At 63.7% G+C, this 19,488-nt stretch carries 22 protein-coding genes; 9 read left to right on the top strand and 13 right to left on the bottom strand.

Annotated features, from left to right (window positions below; genetic code table 11):
• The first annotated feature begins 48 nt into the window (after positions 1–48).
• On the top strand, positions 49–2,301 hold the full coding sequence (locus tag GJR96_RS04270; RefSeq protein WP_151161798.1) for a GAF domain-containing protein: 2,253 nt from the start codon (positions 49–51) through the stop codon (positions 2,299–2,301).
• Positions 2,302–2,333: 32 nt separating this feature from the next.
• Here the strand turns inward: GJR96_RS04270 and GJR96_RS04275 are convergent, their stop codons facing one another.
• Together GJR96_RS04275 and GJR96_RS04280 are read right to left on the bottom strand one after the other, a co-directional pair.
• Complete coding sequence (locus GJR96_RS04275) at positions 2,334–3,317, bottom strand: replication factor C small subunit (protein ID WP_151161799.1); 984 nt, start codon at positions 3,315–3,317, stop codon at positions 2,334–2,336.
• A 101-nt stretch (positions 3,318–3,418) separates the two neighbouring features.
• Positions 3,419–3,712, bottom strand: coding sequence for a GYD domain-containing protein (locus GJR96_RS04280; RefSeq protein ID WP_151161800.1), 294 nt, complete (start codon positions 3,710–3,712; stop codon positions 3,419–3,421).
• 151 nt (positions 3,713–3,863) lie between these two features.
• Between GJR96_RS04280 and samp2 the strand changes: the two genes are divergently transcribed.
• From samp2 to GJR96_RS04300, 4 genes are all read left to right on the top strand, one after another.
• Positions 3,864–4,070: a ubiquitin-like small modifier protein SAMP2 gene (gene samp2, locus GJR96_RS04285; protein WP_151161801.1), complete on the top strand. Its 207-nt coding sequence runs from the start codon at positions 3,864–3,866 to the stop codon at positions 4,068–4,070.
• Positions 4,071–4,181: 111 nt separating this feature from the next.
• Positions 4,182–4,673, top strand: a complete 492-nt coding sequence (locus GJR96_RS04290; protein ID WP_151161802.1) for a peroxiredoxin family protein — start codon at positions 4,182–4,184, stop codon at positions 4,671–4,673.
• A gap of 63 nt (positions 4,674–4,736) precedes the next feature.
• Positions 4,737–5,138, top strand: coding sequence for a GNAT family N-acetyltransferase (locus GJR96_RS04295; RefSeq protein ID WP_151161803.1), 402 nt, complete (start codon positions 4,737–4,739; stop codon positions 5,136–5,138).
• 51 nt (positions 5,139–5,189) lie between these two features.
• On the top strand, positions 5,190–5,576 hold the full coding sequence (locus GJR96_RS04300) for a DUF7344 domain-containing protein (protein WP_151161804.1): 387 nt from the start codon (positions 5,190–5,192) through the stop codon (positions 5,574–5,576).
• On the opposite strand, the gene GJR96_RS04305 is transcribed toward GJR96_RS04300, so the two are convergent.
• The 5 genes from GJR96_RS04305 to larB form a co-directional block, all read right to left on the bottom strand.
• Positions 5,573–6,946 (bottom strand): phosphoglucomutase/phosphomannomutase family protein, encoded by a 1,374-nt coding sequence (locus tag GJR96_RS04305; RefSeq protein ID WP_151161805.1) that lies wholly within the window; start codon positions 6,944–6,946, stop codon positions 5,573–5,575. The genes GJR96_RS04300 and GJR96_RS04305 overlap by 4 nt on opposite strands.
• Positions 6,947–7,026: 80 nt before the next feature.
• A complete protein-coding gene (locus tag GJR96_RS04310; protein ID WP_151161806.1) occupies positions 7,027–7,266 on the bottom strand; it encodes a GIY-YIG nuclease family protein in 240 nt (79 codons plus the stop codon).
• Between the two features lie 94 nt (positions 7,267–7,360).
• Positions 7,361–7,510 (bottom strand): DUF7563 family protein, encoded by a 150-nt coding sequence (locus GJR96_RS18255; protein ID WP_187367346.1) that lies wholly within the window; start codon positions 7,508–7,510, stop codon positions 7,361–7,363.
• A 194-nt stretch (positions 7,511–7,704) separates the two neighbouring features.
• A complete protein-coding gene (locus tag GJR96_RS04315) occupies positions 7,705–8,895 on the bottom strand; it encodes a hypothetical protein (RefSeq protein WP_151161807.1) in 1,191 nt (396 codons plus the stop codon).
• Positions 8,896–8,976: 81 nt separating this feature from the next.
• Complete coding sequence (larB, locus tag GJR96_RS04320) at positions 8,977–9,738, bottom strand: nickel pincer cofactor biosynthesis protein LarB (RefSeq protein ID WP_151161808.1); 762 nt, start codon at positions 9,736–9,738, stop codon at positions 8,977–8,979.
• Positions 9,739–9,922: 184 nt separating this feature from the next.
• Here larB and GJR96_RS04325 point away from each other — a divergent pair, with 184 nt between their 5' ends.
• Positions 9,923–10,090, top strand: a complete 168-nt coding sequence (locus GJR96_RS04325) for a DUF1931 family protein (RefSeq protein ID WP_058571455.1) — start codon at positions 9,923–9,925, stop codon at positions 10,088–10,090.
• A gap of 94 nt (positions 10,091–10,184) precedes the next feature.
• Here the strand turns inward: GJR96_RS04325 and rpiA are convergent, their stop codons facing one another.
• The 4 genes from rpiA to GJR96_RS04345 all read right to left on the bottom strand — a co-directional run bounded on the left by rpiA (position 10,185) and on the right by GJR96_RS04345 (position 13,340).
• Positions 10,185–10,871, bottom strand: a complete 687-nt coding sequence (gene rpiA / locus GJR96_RS04330) for a ribose-5-phosphate isomerase RpiA (RefSeq protein ID WP_151161809.1) — start codon at positions 10,869–10,871, stop codon at positions 10,185–10,187.
• Between the two features lie 72 nt (positions 10,872–10,943).
• Positions 10,944–12,068 carry an ORC1-type DNA replication protein gene (locus GJR96_RS04335; RefSeq protein ID WP_151161810.1) on the bottom strand — a complete coding sequence of 375 codons (1,125 nt, stop codon included), beginning with the start codon at positions 12,066–12,068 and terminating at the stop codon, positions 10,944–10,946.
• 177 nt (positions 12,069–12,245) lie between these two features.
• Positions 12,246–12,950, bottom strand: a complete 705-nt coding sequence (locus GJR96_RS04340; protein WP_151161811.1) for an SDR family oxidoreductase — start codon at positions 12,948–12,950, stop codon at positions 12,246–12,248.
• Positions 12,951–13,070: 120 nt separating this feature from the next.
• Positions 13,071–13,340, bottom strand: coding sequence for a hypothetical protein (locus GJR96_RS04345; protein ID WP_151161812.1), 270 nt, complete (start codon positions 13,338–13,340; stop codon positions 13,071–13,073).
• A 50-nt stretch (positions 13,341–13,390) separates the two neighbouring features.
• Between GJR96_RS04345 and GJR96_RS04350 the strand changes: the two genes are divergently transcribed.
• A complete protein-coding gene (locus GJR96_RS04350) occupies positions 13,391–13,945 on the top strand; it encodes a GNAT family N-acetyltransferase (RefSeq protein ID WP_151161813.1) in 555 nt (184 codons plus the stop codon).
• A gap of 408 nt (positions 13,946–14,353) precedes the next feature.
• Positions 14,354–15,577 (top strand): hypothetical protein, encoded by a 1,224-nt coding sequence (locus tag GJR96_RS04355; RefSeq protein WP_151161814.1) that lies wholly within the window; start codon positions 14,354–14,356, stop codon positions 15,575–15,577.
• A gap of 116 nt (positions 15,578–15,693) precedes the next feature.
• On the opposite strand, the gene GJR96_RS04360 is transcribed toward GJR96_RS04355, so the two are convergent.
• Complete coding sequence (locus tag GJR96_RS04360; RefSeq protein WP_151161815.1) at positions 15,694–17,685, bottom strand: MutS-related protein; 1,992 nt, start codon at positions 17,683–17,685, stop codon at positions 15,694–15,696.
• A 131-nt stretch (positions 17,686–17,816) separates the two neighbouring features.
• Between GJR96_RS04360 and larE the strand changes: the two genes are divergently transcribed.
• Complete coding sequence (gene larE, locus GJR96_RS04365) at positions 17,817–18,701, top strand: ATP-dependent sacrificial sulfur transferase LarE (protein WP_151161816.1); 885 nt, start codon at positions 17,817–17,819, stop codon at positions 18,699–18,701.
• A gap of 120 nt (positions 18,702–18,821) precedes the next feature.
• On the opposite strand, the gene GJR96_RS04370 is transcribed toward larE, so the two are convergent.
• Entirely contained in the window at positions 18,822–19,460 is a 639-nt protein-coding gene (locus tag GJR96_RS04370) for a histidine phosphatase family protein (protein ID WP_151161817.1), read from the bottom strand.
• Positions 19,461–19,488: the final 28 nt, after the last annotated feature.

Raw genomic sequence — 19,488 nt, forward strand, 5'->3', positions numbered from 1 at the left:
ATGCCGCAACGATTATATTTCTCGTACTCGTCAAAACGGTAGAAACCCGTGTACGCGACGGAACTTACGGTCGTCGTGGATGTCGATTTCGACTGCGACATTGACCTCGGTACCGAGGTTACAGTCGCATCGGCGAGCGACGACTCGACGCCGAGTGACCCCGCCTGCCTCGTCGTCTCCGACTCGACGACGGCCATCCCCAGTCGCGTACCAACCATCCTGTACACCGACGAAGACCCGGAAGACGTCGTCTCCCCGGAGCGGTTCGACGCGTACGTGCCACGCGGTGACCCAGAGGCAGTCGAAGCACAGATTCGGTGGGTGCTTTCGACTCGCGGCACCGACACACCTCCCGAACGGGACCGACTCAAGCGCCTCTACGAAGGGACGACAAATCTCATCACGGCAGAGACTGTCGACGAATTGTACGACCGAGCCATCGGCCTCGCAAAACACATCCTCGAATTCGACAATTCGTCGTTCATCGTCCACGAGGGCGACGGGTTCTACATCAGGGGGAACGAGCGCGACTTGGAGGGGACAGGACCGATTCCGACCGACACGGGAATTCTCGGCCAGACCTACCAGACGCAACAATCCTCCCTCGTCGACGACATTCGCGACCATCCGCAGGCCGAACCCGACGACCCGGCGTATCGGTCAGTGGTGAGCGTCCCGATGGGGAACAAAGGTGTCTTTCAGGCACTCTCGAACGAAGTCGGTGCCTACGACGAGACCGACCTCAGATTGGCCGAACTCCTCGTCTCGTACGTCTCGGAGACCCGAGCACGCATCGAAACCGAGGCCGCGATGCGGCACAGTCGCGAACAAATCGAGCGACTCCACCACGGTGCCACCGAGTTGGCCGCGACGACGAGTCTCACCGAGTTGTTCGAACGAACCGTCGAGATTACCGACGACATCCTCGACTTCCACCTGAGTTACGTCGGCGTCGTCGAAGACGACGAAATCGTCCCGACGGCCATCTCGACGGGCACACCGGACGATGGGGCCGAACGCGTCTCTATCGAGGATGGCGGAACCGCCGCGAAGACGTACCGAACTGGCGAGACGCAACTCGTCTCTGACATCGCCAGCGACGCGGACGCAAAACCGGTCAAACAGACGTATCGGTCGGGACTGAGCGTTCCAATCGACGACATCGCCGTGTTTCAGGCCGCATCGTACGTCCCGGACGCGTTCGACCAGACAGACGTGGAGTTGACCGAACTGCTCATGGCACACGTCGCCGTCACCGCCGACCGAATCTGCGCGGAGACGAATCTCCGCGAGGAACGTGACCGGTCCAGCGCCCTCTTTGCACACGTCTCGGACGCTGCCGTCGCCTACGACGTCGAAGACGGTGCTGTCACAGTCCTCGGCGTGAACAGAGCGTTCGAGGATATCTTCGGCTACGACTCGGGTGCCGTGGTCGGAACCGACCTTCTCGGCCGCGTCGTCCCACCAGAGAGCGACGACGACGGCGACGACGACACCGCCGGTGCCGCAGGCATCCCAGAACTACTCGTCGCGACAGGTGAGAGTTACCGCGGAGAGGTACGCCGTCGAACGGACGACGGTGTCCGTGAGTTCATCTTGAACGTGGTCCCGCTTTCGCCCGGCGAAGAACGCGGGTCGGGGTACGCAATCTACACGGATATCACCGAGCGGAAGGCGCGTGAAGACGAGTTAGAGCGGCAGAACGAACGTCTCGAAGAGTTCACCAACATCGTGAGCCACGACCTTCGAAATCCACTGAGCGTCGCCCGTGGACACCTTCAACTCGCGCGTGAGACCGGTGCAGACGAACGGTTCGACACGGCGGAAGACGCACTCGACCAGATGGAGACGCTCATCGACGACCTGCTCTCGCTCGCTCGACGTGGGCAACTCGTCGACGAGACGACGCCCGTCGACCTCGGAACCGTCGCCAACCGGGCGTGGATGACGACCGAAACCGCCGATGCGACGCTGGAGACGCCAGAAAACGTCGTGCTAGACGCAGACGAAGACAGACTCGGCGAGTTACTCGCCAACCTGTTTCGGAACGCAGTCGAACACGGTTGTGAGTCGGTTCACGTCGAGGTCGGTGGTGTTGACGGCGGCTTTTTCGTCCAAGACGACGGGTCGGGCATCGAACCGGACCGCCGCGACGACGTGTTCGAGCCCGGTGAAACGACCGGTGGCGACGGTATCGGCTACGGCCTCGCAATCGTAGAGTCGATTGCCGACGCACACGGGTGGTCGGTTATCGTCACGTCGTCGCCGTCGGGTGGAGCGCGCTTCGAATTCCGAGGCTGACTAGACCAGAGTCGGTAAAACGTGCGTGTCGATTAGTTCTGCGAGAGTGCGAGCGACGCGAGGAGCGCTTCGAGTTGGACCTGTTCGTTCGCCCCCTCGGAGATGCGGTAGTCGGCCTCGCCGATGCGTTCCATGAGGCGGACGGCGGCGCGTTCGTCTAGGTCGAAGTCCCAGACCGACCGGTGGAGTTGGTCGATGATGTCGCCACCGGCCATACCGGTGTCGACGATGAGCGTCTCCAGTTTCTTGCGGGCGGTGGTGAACTCGCCGTCGATGGCCGCGCGGACCATCTCTTCGATGTCTTCGGGGCGGGCCGTCGAGGTAATCATGTAGACGGCTTCCTCGTCGACGACTTCGCCGGTCGTCGCCGCGGCCTGCAAGGAGTTGATGGCGCGACGCATGTCGCCGCCGGCGGCGTAGACGAGGGCGTCGAGACCCTCGTCGGTGAGTTCGATACCTTCGGCGGCGGCGATGTCACGAGTCTGGTCGGCGATGGCGTCGTCACCGAGTGGTGAGAAGCGGAAGACGGCACACCGCGACTGGATGGGGTCGATAATCTTCGAGGAGTAGTTACACGAGAGGATAAAGCGCGTGTTGTCGGAGAACTGCTCCATCGTCCGGCGGAGCGCCGACTGCGCGTCGTTGGTCAGCGAGTCGGCCTCGTCGAGGAAGATGATACGGTAGTCGTGGCCACCGAACGACGACCGAGCGAAGTTCTTGATTCGGTCGCGAACCACGTCGATGCCGCGCTGGTCCGAGGCGTTGAGTTCGAGGAAGTTGCCGCGCCAATCGTCGCCGTAGATTGCACGGGCGATGGCCGTCGCGGAGGTCGTCTTCCCGACGCCCGCCGGGCCCGCAAAGAGCAGGTGCGGCAGGTCGTCACGCTCGATGTAACTGCGCAGTCGCTCGACGATTTCTTCTTGTCCGTAGACGTCGTCGAGGGTCTGCGGTCGGTACTTCTCGATCCAGATTTCGCGACCCGCCGGGGTGTCGCCCGACTCCGCGGCCTCGCTCATATCCACTTCACAGGCGGCCGCGCACATAAAGCGTCCGAGACAACTCGCTCACCTCGAACCGGCGAAGAAAAACCGGCAGTTCGTGGCCGGCGAGACACCGCTCACGGCAGGTTCGCGATGAGGTCGCGGTACTCGGCTTCCGGCCACGCCTTCAGCGTCTCGCCTTCGACGGCCCCCGTCTGACCGATTCGGAGCATCGCCTTCGCCGCGGCGTCGTCGTCCGGGAATTCGATGACACTGACGATGTCGTATTCCCCCATCGTGAGGTAGAATCCTTTCATCTCGCCACCTAACGACTCCACGAGGTCGATTGCGGAATCGAGGCGGTTCGGACTGTCGTCTATGTGTTCGATACCTCGCTGTGTGTAGTTCCAGAGGGTGATGTAGGTCGGCATTGGTGCAGTCCCTCTCTGGCGTCTTTCGACACCAGCCAGTTATTCGTCACAAATTGGTATAACTATTGACATATTTCGACATTCGAGAAGCTAGCCTTCGCTTGACGTACAAGCCGACGGACTGAAACCGACTCCCGCCCCACGCCAGAGCATGGACGTAACCGTCGAAGTCGTCGGCGAGGAGACCCAAGCGGTCACCGTGGGCGACGATGGTACCTACGCGGACCTCGTCAAGGCGGTGGGCCTCAGTCCCCACGAGGTGTCCGTCCTCGTCGACGGCCGCCCCGTTCCCGAGGACCAACCAGTCGAAGTCGAACAGGTGCAGGTACTCCGCCTCATCAAAGGCGGACGCGCCTGACTGGCAGGTCACCGCACCCGACAGTCCGGTCTTCACGGCGGCTTTCGGTGTTTGGTAGCGAAATCGCACTCCCGCAGGGCGGTTATACTCGGCGTCCTCGATTTCCAGAGCGTGTCTGCCAACACGAACTCCCTCGACTTCGAACTGCCTAACGTCGCCGCCGGTCCCGACACGCTCTCGCCGGCCACCCTCGACGCCGACTTCCTGCTCTTGTTGCTCCAGCGAGACTACTACTGCAAAGTCTGTCGCCGGCAAGTCCAATCGGTGAAGCGGCGCTACGACGAGTTCGAAGCACGCGATGCCGAAGTCGTCTCTGTCCTCCCCGACCCACCGGAACGCGCCGAGAAGTGGCAGCGAAGCTACGACCTGCCGTTTCCACTCCTCGCCGACCCCGGTGCCGAAGTCGGCGACGAGTTCGACCAGCCGACGCGATTCGGCGCGCTCGGTAAACTCCACGACATGGTGGGACGGATGCCCGAAGCCGTCCTCGTGGACCTCCGTGACGACAACCCGGAAGTCGTCTACACCCACCGTGGGTCGAACCCGGCCGACCGTCCCGAACTCGACGACCTGTTGACCCGTATCGACCGTATGGCCGCGTAAACCCGCTGTCGTTCGCGCTCTCACTCCGTCGGACCTTTCTCTCTCGGCATCCCATCACCGGTGATGAGCGATACCGTCGTCCGCGAGGGCGGCCCGGACGAGTTGGTCGCCGTCATGCGCGTCCTCGACGCGGGACTACTCGAAGTGGCCGCCAGCGAGGTGCGCGAGCGACTCGAAACGGGCGATTGTCTCGTCGCCGACGCGTCGGGTCGTGTCGTCGGTGCACTCGTCCTCGACGACGACTACATCGACGCAGTTGCCGTCTCACCGAGTCGACGTGGGAACGGGGTCGGGACCGCACTCGTCGAGGCCGCAGTGGCCCGGCAGGGACGTCTCGTCGCCGACTTCGACGCTCGTGTCCGTCCCTTCTACGAGTCGCTCGGCTTCTCCATCGAACCGACGTCCGAAGCGCAAGCCGACGACCGATTCCGCGGTGTTCGTGCCGATTACCGTGGGTGTCGTTAACAACCGACATAGGTATATCGCCACGCCTGTTATGATTACAGAGCCGAGGCCATGGCAAACCGAGAACGCGGCGACAGAATACTCACCGACTGGAATCGGGTGTTCGACGCGCTCGCGGACCCGTCGCGCCGGTACGTCCTCGAGTATCTGCACGACAGGACCCAACCGGTACCGGTGTGGGAACTCGCTATCGCGCTCGCAGTTCGGACGACCGACCGTCCTGCGGATCAGGTCGACATCCAAATCGTCGAACAGGCAGAGACGGGTATCGTCCACGTCCACCTGCCGAAACTCGAGGCGGCGAACCTCGTGGAGTCGAACGGCGAGACGATTACGTTGACGGACCACGCCGAGACACTCCCGCTGTTCACGCCGGCGTACCGAGGTATCGTTCGACCGGCCGCGAGCGAAGAGAACGAAGGGGACTGGGAGTCTTAGACGAGTGGTTCGACGAGTTCGCGGCCCGCATCGAGGAGCGCAGAGACTGCATCTTCGCTCCCTGCTTCTGCGTAGACGCGCATCTTCGGTTCCGTGCCGGACGGGCGGACGAGAAGCCACGAGCCATCGTCCAAGAGCAGTTTGAACCCGTCGAGCGTGACCACTTTCGCGATGTCGCGGCCAGCGACCGTCTCGGGGAGTTCGTCGTCGAGTTCGTCGATGACACGGTCCTTTTCAGCGTCCGGACAGTCGATGCTAATCTTGTCGGCGACGATTTCGCCGTACTCGTCTTCGATACGGTCGAGACGAGCGTCGAAGTCCTCTTCGGCGGCGGCGGAGGCCGCGAGGAGTCCCATCAACACACCGTCTTTCTCGCGGACGTGGCCGCGGATGGAAAAGCCACCAGATTCTTCGCCACCCATGAGCGCGTCGTGTTCGCGCATCGCGTCGGCGACCCACTTGAACCCGACTGCCGTCTCGAAGACCTCCTCGCCGTGTGCCTCGGCGATGCGGTCGATGAGGAACGTGGTCGAGACGGTGCGGATGGCCGGGCCGGAGTCCGATTCGAGCAGGTAGTCGTAGATGGCGGCGAAGAAGAGATTCTCGTCGAGGACGCCGCGTTTGGGTGTAGCGATGGCGAGACGGTCGGCGTCACCGTCGTTGGCGACCCCGAGGTCGGCACCGATATCTATCATGGCGTCGGCGAGTTCTTCGAGGTTCTCCGGCGACGGTTCCGGTGAGGACCCACCGAATTCGGGGTCCCGCTCACACCGGAGGCGAACCACGTCCGCACCGGCCGATTCGAGCAGGGCGTCGGTGACGCCGCGGCCGCTACCGTGCATGGCGTCATAGACGACGGTTAGCCCGGAGAGGTCGTCGCCGACGAGGTCCAGTGCGTGGTCGGCGTGCGGTGAGACGATATCGACGCGCTCGATGGTGCCGCGTTCGGACTCCGGCAAGAGGTCGGGTTCGGCGAGGTACGCGGCGACGGCGTCTGTCACTTCGGGGAGGGCAGGCGCGCCGTCGGAGGGGATGAACTTCACGCCGTTGTACTCCGGCGGGTTGTGCGAGGCAGTGACCATGAGCGCACCCGAGAGTCCGCGGTCCGCGATGGCGTACGCGACGAGCGGCGTCGGGCAGTCACGCTCTGGAAGAAGTACGTCGAACCCGTTGCCTGCGACGACTTCCGCGAGCGACTCGGCGAACCCGGGCGACGTTTCGCGGGCGTCGTACCCGACGAAGACGGGGTCGGTGTACCCCTCTTCTCTGAGATAGTCTGCAACCGCTTGGCCGACGATGCGGACGCGTTCGTCGGTGAACGTGTCCAGCGTGGCGCGCCACCCATCGGTCCCGAAAGAGATTTCGTCCATACGCGCACGTCTGCGCCCCGAGCCAAAAAACTACGTTACAGGTCGACAGGGTCTCAGTCTGCGACCGAAGAGTCTCGCAATCACGGCTCGACGAGCGATAGTTTCTGCTGTCGGCTGAGTTGTTTAATCTCGTACTCGCGTGACATCGCCGCCGACTTCGAGTCGAACTCCTCGACGTGGACGAGTTCGACGGGCGTCCGACCACGCGTGTACTTCGCGCCGTCGCCCGCGTTGTGTTCGGCGACGCGGCGTTCAACGTCAGTCGTGTAGCCCGTGTACAGCGACTCGTCGTCGCACTGGAGGACGTAGACGAAGTGCACGAGAGAATGGTTCAGGGGCGAGGGTATGAACCCTGCGCCCGGCCTCGTGCACCGAATGTTGGCTTCGCGTGGTGGTCTTTGTTCGCTTCAGTGGTCATGCAGTGCGGGCACGTTGCCGAGCGACTTCCGCGATACCGGCGTTCGCCGAGCAGTTCGGGCAAGCGAGAACTTGGCCGTCCTTGTCGGCGAACACACGGGCGAAGCGCTCAGAGACGTGTGACCCGCAGTGGTCACATACTGGCATTGTCTGAATCCGGCAGCCACCAAGCCGGTGCCGTGTCACTCGGTTCCGGACCCTTATGAGGCCTTCGCGCGTGTGCGTGCGCACGCGAAATTGGTCGGTTATGCCGTGGGAAAATAGACGTGTGTCAAGAATTGGCATAGGGCCATCAGTATCGTTAGAGAATCTGTGTTCGGGTGCTCGTGTTTCGACCCCCGTCAGCGACCACCGTATCGTTCCCGAAAGAGCCCGAACAGCAGGTACCCGTACAGGCAGGCACCGACGAACGCGAGGAGTCGACCGAACGTTACGACGAGGGCAACCCCGGCGAGCGAGCCAGACGCCTCGACAGCGACGCCGACTGCGAGACACCAGATGGACGCGAGTGCGGTCCGGTCGTCAGCGCCGGGAAACGAACCGATTGCTGGCGGATAGAACTGGTAGGCGATGCCGACGATTGTGACTCCGAGAAAGCCCGTCAGGTTCAATCGGTAGTGAGCGGTCACGCCGCCTGTCGGGACGCCGACGAACGCGAAGTGAAGGCCCAAGCTAACCCCGACCACACCCAGAACGACCCCGAGTAACGGTCCGTAGAGGCCGACCCGTCGGCGATCGGAGCGAACGAAGAGAACGACGTACGCGACGGCGAATCCGACGATGGCGAGTGTTTCGGCGACGGCACCGAGTCGGAACCACGTTCCACCCCAGAGGTTCCCGGCCACGAGTGTGGGGCCGAGAGCGCCCGCCGGGAGGACGACGGCGACGAGCGCGGACGGTGGATAGCTGACGAGAAATCGCGGGAGAAGGCGAAAGCCGACTGTGAACACCAAGAGAACACCCACGCCGGCCGCGAGCAGGTGAATCGCACCCGCTAGACCCCGGCCGGTGAGCGACGGTCCGCCCCCCGTGACCGCGAGCGTCTCGTACGCACCAGCGAGAAGGTAGCCGAAGACGACCGGAACGAACGCGTTGGCGAACCGGTCGACTCGTCGTCTGTCGGCGTTCGGTTCGCCGGTCCCCGTTTGTCGACCGGTAACGTTGTCTCGGACGGTCCACCCGAGCGCGCCGACGAGGACGAGTGCCCCGAGTGCCCAGCAGACGGCACCGGCGACGCCAACGACCGCTGGAACGCCCGGGAAGGGCACCGCGGCGAGACCGACGGTCCCGAGAGACAACAGCGAGAGACTCGCGGGCGGGGCACGGGGAACCACCAACTGTCGCGCGAAGTACGAGGGAACGAGCGAGTAGCCTTTTCCGGCGACCGTGTGGAGGACGAATCCGTAGAGACCGAAGGCGACACCCGTCCTGTGGGGTGCACCGAAGAGGACAGCGGCCTGCCACGCGACCAGAAAGAGTGCACCCGCAGCGACGTGTCGTCGGGACCACCGCGAGACAGCCTCGGGGTTCATGCGTCTGACAGATTGGGTGCGGGTCGACTAAGCGTTTCGCCGGTCACGGGGCAACTGTCACTCGGTTACAGAATGACCGCGCTACTGGTCTGTCTGCCGGGCACCCGCAACGGCGCGGGCAATCAACCCGGCCTGTGCCCCCGCGATGTAGCCGGCGTCGATATTCACGACGGAGAGGACGGTACACGACTGGACCATCCCGAGCAGTGCCGCCTCCCCGTCGCCGCCGTGTCCGTACCCGGTCGAAACGGGAAGTCCAATAACGGGGGTATCGACCAGTCCGGCGGCGACAGTGGGCAACGCACCTTCACGCCCGGCAGCGACGATGAGAACGTCGACCTCACGGAGCAAGTCGAGGTGGTCGAGGACACGGCCGAGGTGGGCGACGCCAACGTCTTCGACTCGTTCGACGGAGACACCCATCTCACGGAGGACGACGGACGCCTCGCCTGCGGCCTCCGCGTCCGACGTTCCGCCAGTGACGATACCGACGGTCGCGTCGAGGTCAGGGCGTTCGAACGACGAATCGCACGCGACGACGGTCTTTGCTCGTGCGTCGCGGTCGATAGTGCAGTCGGGGAGCGCATCTGCGACGGCCTCTGCGTGGTCGGCGCTGGCCCGTGTGACGAGTGCTCGACCACTCGTCTCGACGGCCGCGACGGCTATCGTCGCGGTTTCGTCCGGTGTCTTTCCCTCGGCGAGGATAGCCTCTGGGACCCCTCGACGCGTCTCCCGTGCGGCGTCGAACCGTCCGGCACCGGTCGTCGCGTACCCCGCGAGTCGTGCTTCGGCCTCCGCGGGCGAGAGTGACCCGTCCGCGACGGCCTCCAGAATGTCGCGCATGGCCGCACGTTCGCCCGAGACGTACTCATACCCGTCGTTCTCGACTCAGAGGGAGAAAGCATATATAAGTGGACATTGTTCCTCCGAAATCCGTCGTTATAGAAGCGCCATAACCCCCAAATCCGGCGGTATTAACGACCAATATAGGAAATTTTATTAATGGTGGTTCGGTACAACATTCTGTATGGCAGACCTCATTGTTAAGGCAGCCGTCAAGGAAGCGCTTCAGGACAAGAACGTGGCCTCGGACTTCTACGACGCCCTCGACGAGGAAGTCAAGGAGCTTCTCGAAGACGCTGCACGCCGTGCTGAGCAGAACGACCGTAAGACGGTCCAGCCCCGCGACCTGTAAATCGGTCTAAACTACTACTACTACTTTCTTTTATCGCAACCCCGCGAGCGACAGCGCAGTCGGGGGGTGTGAGACGTATGTCAGAGCCAGTATCTCACAGTTCAGTGACGTCTACGCCGTCGTCGGTTCCGACGTAGACTACGTCGGCCAGACCGGCGAAGATTCCGTGTTCGACCGCACCGGGGAGTGCAGACAACGACGCCGCGAGGGCTTCAGGGTCGGCCATCTCGCCGAAGTCACAGTCGAGGACGAGGTTCCCGTTGTCGGTGACGACGGGACCGTCTTTTCGTTCGGCCCGCCGAAGCGTCGGGTCGCCACCGAGGTCAGAAACGGCCGCAGCGACGGTCGTCCGCGCGCTTGGAAGGACTTCGACCGGCACGGGGTGCGAGAGCACGTCTGCCGTCTTCGACGGGTCGGCGACCACGAGGAACTGGTCGGCAAAGGCGTCGACGACTTTCTCACGAGCGTGGGCCGCCCCACCTCCTTTGACGAGTGCGTCGCCTGCGACCTGGTCGGCACCGTCGATTGCGACGTCGATGCCGTCGACGTCGTCGAGGTCGACGAGTGGGATGTCACACTCGCGGGCGAGTTCACGGGACGCGAACGAGGTCGGAACGCCACGAACGTCTACGCCGTCGGCGACGAGGTCACCGATTGCACGGATGGCGAACGCCGTCGTGCTTCCGGTCCCGAGGCCGACGACCATGCCGTCTTCGACTGCTTCGACCGCCGCCTCGGCGGCGCGGCGCTTCTGGTCGTCGGTTCCGCCAGTCGTCTTCATGACTCAGGCGACTCGGGCGGCGAGTAAAAATGGACCTGAAACGGGACGGAAGGAGTGTGTCCAGACTCCCGCTTAGAGGCGGTCTAAAACCGCGTCGGCGTCGTAGGCGAGCGAGATGGACCGGGTCCGTCCGCGACCTTCGATTTCGGTGTACCGCGCTTCGATGACGCCGAGTTGGTCGAGTTTGTTCACGAGTTCGGAGTAGCGCGTGTACCCCAGTCCGGTCTCCTCGTTGAACGCCTCGAACACCGCACCGGCGCGTTCGCCGTCGAACTCGGCGACGACGCGAACGAGTTCGCGTTCGGGGTCCGACAGGCCACGGAGACACCGCGAGAGGTGGACGTACTTCGACTTGTCGTAGGTCGCCTCGACGTCTTCCATGTCGACGGTCCGCGACGCCCGCATCTCGGCGTGGAGGCCAGCGCGACGGAGTAAGTCGATGCCGACCCGCAGGTCGCCACTCTCGGCGGTCAGTTCGGCCACGCGGTCGAGTTCAGGGTCGCCGATGACGTCCTCGTGGAACCCGCGTTTGCTCCGCCCGCGAAGGATATCGACGATTTCGTTCACGTCGTAGCGGGGGAAGAACACCTCTTCGGGCCGGAAGACACTCTGGACGCGGCCGTCGAGTTCGTCGATGACGTCGAGCGAGAGGTCCGACGAGATGATGATGACGCCGATACGCGCTCCAGAGTGTGCCTCGTGGGCGCGAAGCAGCGAATAGAGCGTGTCGGACGCCTCGTTCTCGTAGAACAGGTAGTTCACGTCGTCGAGGGCGACGACGAGTACCTCGTCGTCTTCGACCAACCGGTCGGTAATCTGCCCGAACAACTTCTTGAACGAGATGCCCGACGACGGTGGTTCGTACTCGAAGATGTGTTCGAAGACGCGCGAGAACACCGCGTAGCGGGTCGAGTCGACCTGGCAGTTCACGCGGACGGTTCGGACGCCCGATTGCGTCCCCAACTCGCCGAAGAGTTTCTGTACGGCGGTGGTCTTGCCCGTGCCCGGTGGACCACGAACCATCGTGTTCAGGGGGCGAGAACCACGAACCGCGGGGCGAAGCGCGTACTTCAGGCTCCGGAGTTGGCTCTCACGGTGGTTGAACGTCTCCGGGACGTGGTCTATCTCGAAGACGTGTTCGTCGCGGAAGACCGTCTCGTCCCACGACAGCATCCCCTCTTCGGGGTCCTCCCTCATCGAGTAGAGTACCACGCGCCGGGGACTTAATCGTTTACCGGCGTTCGTCCGACGGGAGGCTTGCGAACGAAGCGAGTGGAACGTCGTCGGGAGAGTGAGCGAAGCGAGAACGGACCCGACGGGAGTCCGACGAGTGCCGGTGCTTCCGAACCCGCGAGACGAATCGGCCCTCTGCCTTCAGACGTGCCGTGTCAGGCCGCCATCGACGCGGAGGTTCTGGCCGGTGACGTAACTCGACTCGTCGGAGACCAGAAACGCGACGGCGTCGGCGATTTCTTCGACGGCGGCAGGTCGGCCCATCGGGATTCGCTCGCGAGTCTCGTCGTCGATTTCGTAGCTATCGGCGAATCCCGGAAGCACGCTGTTCATCCGCACGCCGTCGGCCGCGAACCGGTCGGCGTAGAGTTTCGTGTACGCGCCGAGTCCGGCGCGCAGAACCGACGAGACGGGAAAGTCGGGAGACGGTTCGTACGCCGAGAACGTGGAGATGTTGACGACGCTTCCGCCGTCGCCCTCGCGCAAGAGCGGTGTCGTGAGTCGGGCCATGCGGACGACGTTGAGCAGGACGAGGTCCATCCCCTCGCGCCACTCTTCGTCGGTGATGTCGAGGAGGTCGCCGGTCGGTGGGTGACCGGTGTTGTTGACGACGGCGTCGAGTCGGCCGTACGTCTCCGAGGCGGCCTCGACCATCGCCGCGAGGTCGTCGGGGTCGGTCACTGAGCCTTCGAACCCGACGCCGCCGAGGTCCTCTGCGAGGTCGACGGCGGCACCGGATGTTGACAAGAGAACCGGCGTGTAGCCGTCGTCCGCGAGTCGACGGGCACACGCCGCGCCCATGCCGCGACTACTTGCAGTGACGAGTGCGACGGGAGAATCGTGCATACAGTGGCGTCACGCCGAGGTTGCAAAACGATTCGTGATGCAGAACTCGCTCGGAGTCGATTCTGGCCGGAACCGTGGGTCCCACCGCCACGATACGGTGGGAAGTGACGAGTCGGTACGTCACCTACTGAGAGAGTATATCTGGTGCGCCGCGATGAGTGCGACGAGGAACCCGACACCCCCGACGCCGAGGACGAACGGGTTGGTCCCGCCCGACGCGAGTTCTCCGAGTGCGGGGAACACGAGTCCGAGAAGCGTGATTCCGAGCGCGAAGACGAGAAACAGCAGGTACACCGCGGTTCCGAGTACGTCCCAGATGGCGTTCTTTGTGGCGTGATAGACGACGTCGTACTGTCGCCGTTCTTCTGGGGAGAGCGAGTCGGAGGGCATGGGCGGAGTTGTCGGCGTGGAATAATAAACGAGGGCGGTGAGTTCCATCCATGCCCGGTGCACGTATCACGAGTGGTGAGCGAATCACGCTCCGGACGGCCGAGACGGAGGATATCCCGTTTCTTCAGCGCGGTGGGGCCACCCCGGAGATACGGTTCCCACTCGGCAACCCGGTGATGAACCGCGAGCAGTACGAGATATCGGACGACAGAAACGCGCCAGACCGATTTCTCGTCTGTCTCGAAGACGACGACACGCCCCCAATCGAACCGGGCGAAGACGACGTGACGCCGATTGGATTCGTCGGCGTGAGCGACGCGCACTTCAAGCGCCCGGAACTCGGGTACTGGCTGATTCCAGAGGTACACGGCGAAGGCTACGGGAAAGCGGCCGTCTCGCTCGCCATCGACTACGTGTTTCGACAGTACGACACGCCCGCCGTGGAAGCAGAGGCCTTCGACTTCAACGACGCGTCGCGCGGACTCTTGGAGTCACTCGGGTTCACCGAAGAGGGCCGGAAACGCAAGTTCATGTTCGTCGATGGCGAGTACCGCGACATGATTCAGTACGGGTTGCTTCGAGAGGAGTGGGAGAGTGAGACGTAAATCGTCAGGAGAAGACACAACACGCCGGATGCTGACAGTCCGACGAGACACCACACACCCGCGTCACCCGGTTTGGACCCGCGTACCCGCTGTGCCCCGAAGACGAGTCTAAAAGTCGCCACGCCGGCGGATAATATCCGCTTAATTGAACGGTTGGGTGAGTAACTTTCCATCAAGCCATCGACAGGACACAGTATTCCTCGCGAGGCGAGGCGCGCGTCACGAGACGCCGTGTGGGGTGGCCATCGAGACGCGACGTATCCACCGCAACTCCGCATGTCCACGCAACTCTGCGGGTGAGCGTACGACTTCACAGAGGAGAATCAGGATTTCACCTGCTATGGCCCACGTAAGAGACATCCGTGACTTGGTCGGCTCAGCATTGAAGGTGTATAGCGAGGGCATCCGATGACCCTCGTCATCTCCATCGTGGTAGTCGTGACGCTCCTCGGACTGTCTGCAGTCCTCTATTCGAGTCGCGTCCAGAACTCGGAACAGTATCAGGCGACGGTCGTCCCGCTCGCCAACATCATGGACATCGGGTTCGTCGCGATGACGCCGATTATCGTGTTCATCATCGGACTCGAATCGCCCCTCATCATGTTCGGGCTCTGCGCGCTCGGGTACACCATGGGGTGGGTCATGCGATACAACATCCGAAAATACGAACCGATAGCCGGCGGGAAAGGCGCACTACACAACGTCGCGCGCCTCGGGCAGGCTTCGTTACTCGTCGCGTCGCTCGTGAACGTCGCCTACTACTTGCAGCTAATGGGTGGTGTCATCGTCCTCCTCATCGCAGTACCACTCGGCATCAGTCTCGACCCCGGCGTCTCACAGGGGTCAGGAATCGCGGTCCTCTCGCTCGTCGCCCTCGGGTTGATTGGCCTCACCAGAGGGCTGGACCAACTCAACAACCTGGGCGAAAAGACGACAGCGTTCAACCTCGCGGCCATCACGGCAATCATCGTCGGGTTCCTCGCGTACAACGTCGACGCCGTCCTGGCAGGGAGTTGGGCGCTCCCCAATTACAACCCACCTGTGGGCACCGAAGGACTCCGGAAGATTCTCGGCCTGTTCGCCATCGTTCAGGGGTTCGAAGCATCTCGGTACATCGGGTCGCAGTACAGTGCTGACCTCCGTATCAAGACGATGCGAATCGCGCAAATCATCGCCACGATTGCCTTCGTCCTCTTCCCGTTGACGGCTCTCCTCCTCTTTGCGGATTACCGCCCAGACACGGCCGACCCAATCTCGGTCGTTCTCATCGCGACGGTGGCGAGCCCCATCCTTCCGTGGCTCATCTTGCTCCTCGCGGTCGGGAGTCAGGCATCGGCAGCAGTCAACGCAATCTCCTCGCGGTCGGCGGTCCTGCTGGAACTCACCGAAGGGGGTGTCGAGCAGCGCTTCACCTATCCCATCCTCGCTATCGGGGCCATCGCCGTCGTTCTCGTCACCGACGTACTCTCGGCCGTCGCAATTGCCTCGCGGGTGTTCGCGGCGTTCTTCACCATCCAATGTGTCATCGCGCTCGTCATGGCTTCGCGCAACAACCAGTGGACGCGGTTCGTGGGCATCGGTCTGGTCGGTCTGGCGATGCTAACTATCGCCATCTTCGGACTTCCCACGTGACCACGAGGACGAGTTGAACCGCGAGCCTCGACCGTTAGCCTCGCTCGCGGGTTTCCCCTCCAGATTTTTACGCTGAGTGGGTCGCATCCGGCGACCCCGAACCGTAAAAAGTGGGGTTAGAACTTCTCCAGCAACCGCCCGTAGAAACTCGTCTCACTCTCGCCGGCCAACTTCTCGACAATCAACTCGGGCGTCGAACGCGCCAAGTGGTCCTTCACGGGCGACCGGTTGACGACGAGCTCGCCGTCTTCGAGGCCGACTGCTTCGATGCCGTCTACAGCGACATCGACGTCCGCGGCCTCCCGAATCCCGCCGGCGAGGTGGGAGACGAACACCGCCGCCGCACCCTGCTCGGAGAGTTCTTCGAGGATGCCGGCGATAATCTTGGCCGACGCGCCGGGTTCGGTGATGCTCTCTAACTCGTCGACGAGGACGAGGCGGTCCGCCGCACCGTCGGTGAGTGCGGCGAAGTCCCGGAGCGTGCTCTCGAACGCCCCGGCGTCGAGCGTCCCCTGCGACTTGGCGTAGTAGTGGAGTTCGGAGAACCGCGAGAGGCGGACCGACTCGGCCGGGACGGGCAGTCCCATGTGGGCGAGGACGACGACCAGTGCCACGAGGTCCAGCGTCGACGTCTTCCCACCGCTGTTGACACCCGAGAGGAGCGTGACACCCGACACCTCGTAGTCGACGGGGTCTACGTCCTCGAAGTCCACGTCGAGGAGCGGCGAGCGTCCTGCCTCGATGGTGAACGACCCGGTGCCGTCGTCGCCGGCCGCGCCGGTGAACTCGGGGAAGACGCAGTCGAAGTCGCGGGCGAACCGCGAGACTGCGAGGCGCACGTCGAGTTCGAGGGCGTCGCGAACGAGCGTCTCCACCGGGTCGCGGAGTTCGCCGAGGTCCGACGCGAGGTCGGCTTTCAGTTTGGCGGCCCTGCGGTCACGTGCGGCCTTCAGTTCAGTCCGTAGGCGGCCCACTGCCTCCTCGTCGTGACCGAGTGGGAACGACGGGTCCTCGGGGAAGATGCGTTCGGTCAGGTCGGCCTCGCCGGGGTGGAGCGCCAGTGCGTCGACGAAGTGGTCGCGGGCGGCGGCGAGTGCTTCGTCGAACTCGTCTTCGAGTTCCCGCGAGAGCAACGAATCGACGCGTGCGCCCTGTTCGACGAGCGAAAGGAAGTCGGTCCCCTCGATGGTCACGTCGCGTTCCCGAATCACGTCGCGGAGGTGGTCGTTGGCGACCGATTCGGCAGTCGAGACGGCGGTGTCGATGTCGTCGACGGCGTTCGAGAGTCGCTGGAGTTCGTCGTCGCCGACGATAGTGCCGTCGTCGTCGAGTCGAGAGAGTGCATCGCGCAGGGCGTCCACGTCGCACGGCGGGTCGATGTCAGCGACTTCGTGGACCTCGGCCGCGGCCTCCAACGCCTCGCGGTTCTCGGCGAAGAACGCGAGCAATCGCTCGGGAACGACTTCGTCGGTTCGCTCTGCGGCGTCCGGGAGGACGCGCACGTCGCCTTCGACGTCGATGCCGGCGAACGACTCGTCGAGGACGACGACTGTCGAGTACGAACGGGCGAGTTCACCGATGCCGCGCGCGTCTTCGACGACTTCGATAGAGAGTTCGGGAAACACCGCCTTCGCCTCGGCGTAACGCTCGGCGTCGGCAGTGGCGATACACCGCTCGCGGACCCGGCGCGTCCGCGGGTCGGTCAGTGGTTCGACACCCGAGAGTGCCGCGAGTACGTCCGGGTCTGGGTTGAGGTCCGTCGCGCTGGCGGCGAAGTCGCGGACTTCCTCGATGCGTGACTCCGACCCAGTCGGGAACAGCGTCTCCAACCGCTTTTCGGCGTACGTGGTGACGGTGCGCGACTGCAAGAGGCCGAGTGCGTCGCGGTAAATCTCCCGCGCACGGTCGGTGGCGAGGAAGTCACCAGTGTCGTCGTGGTCACGCCGAATCGCCCCGCGGGCGATGGCCGCGGCCCTGCCCTCCGTGAGACCCGGCGCTCGCGCGAGTGCGACTACGTCCCCCTCTGTGAGCGCTCGTTCGGCGTCGTCGAGTTCCGAGAGTGCGGCCGCCGTCTTCTCGCCGACGCCGGGGATGGTCTCGAAGTCCATTCGGCCGGACCTATCGCGGCATAGGACAAAAAGTCGCGGGGTCAAACCGGGGGACAAAGAGAGAATCCACACTTCGCGGTCGTTCGCGCCGGGGACGAGGGGCTTTTGACGGTCCACCGGGAAGAGAGGCCATGAGCGAGCGAGACGTCACGGCGAAGGCAGACGCGGCGCGCGAGGCACTCGCAGAGCGTGAGAGCGTCCTCGTCGCCTTCTCCGGTGGCGTAGACTCCAGTGTGGTCGCCGCACTCGCCCACGACGCCCTCGGGGACGACGCGGTCGCCTGCACGGCAAAGAGCGAGACGCTCCCCGAAGCGGAGTTGGACGACGCCAAACGCGTCGCCGACGAAATCGGCATCCAACACATCGTCGTCGAGTTCTCGGAACTCGACAACCCGGACTTCGTCGTCAACGACGACGACAGGTGTTACCACTGCCGGACGATGCGCCTCGGTCGAATGTACGAGGCCGCACGTGAGCGCGGTATCGAGACAGTCTGCGATGGAACCAACGCGTCGGACCCCGGCGAAGGCCACCGCCCCGGCCTCCGCGCAGTCGAGGAGTTGGAGGTCATCTCTCCACTACTCGCACACGGCATCACGAAAGACGAGGTCCGAGCCATCGCCGACGAGTACGACCTCTCTGTCGCCGATAAACCCTCGATGGCGTGTCTCTCGTCGCGTATCCCGACCGGCCTCGAAGTCACCGAGGCGCGTCTCTCTCGCGTCGAACAGGCGGAGAACGTCCTCCGAACGTGGGGCTTCGAGCAGTTCCGCGTCCGCGACCACAACGGCCTCGCCCGTATCGAAGTCGCCCCCGAAGAGTTAGAACGCGCACTCGACCCAGACTTCGTCCGCGCGGCCCGTGACCACATCAAAGACGTCGGCTTCGACCACGTCACGCTCGACTTACACGGCTACCGCACGGGAAGCGTCAGCCCCGCGGCCGAAGGTGACGACGACGAAGACGAGTTCCTCGTCGACGACGTGTTCGCACAGGACTACCCGATGCGGAAGTAAGCAGTCGGCGCGTTCGGACCGTCAGCTGATTTTGGTGCCGACGACGAGAACCCGAACACTCGTGAGCGCTGTCGCTCTCGCTGCCAGAACGGCCAGTGACGGACCGACAGGTCGAGTCGGTTACGCCGTCAGAAAGCGCGTCTCGTTCTCGACGACGACGTGAACCAACGGGTCGTCACCGTCGTCGCTGCGTTCGACTTCGAGTTCGCACAGGCCCCCGTTGTCGAGTGGTTGTGACTGCATCGCTTCGACGATGTCGAGTCCTCTCAGGTCACCGAGTGTGAGCCGAATCGGCGTCCCGTGTGTGACGACGAGGACAGTTTCGTCGGGTTCCATCGACGCAGTGAGTCCTTCGTGTGCGGTGAGGACACGGCGGCGAACCTCGACGAGGCTCTCACCGCTCGGCGGACGCTCACGCGCCGCGGGGGTTCCGACTGCCGAGAGGACGTACTGCGGGTACCGTTCGACGAGTTCGTCGAACTCGAACCCCTGGAGCGACCCGACGTCGCGTTCGCGCCACGACGGGTCGAGGACCGGTTCGACGCCGGCTTCGCGGGCGATTGGACGGGCAGTCTCTTGGGCGCGTTCGATATCCGATGTGACGAGGCGGTCGACCTCGTACGAGTCTGCGACGTGTCGAGCAAGCGCGTGCGCTTGGGTGCGACCACGGTCAGTGAGCGAGGTTGGGGCCCACCCCTGCACACGTCCTGCGTGGTTCCACGTCGTCTCGCCGTGACGGGCGAGAAGGAGGGTTGCCATACGTCCGTGTGTTCGTCACCAGCAATGA

The organism is Haloferax litoreum (assembly GCF_009674605.1).
In the GTDB taxonomy this organism is placed as follows: domain Archaea; phylum Halobacteriota; class Halobacteria; order Halobacteriales; family Haloferacaceae; genus Haloferax; species Haloferax litoreum.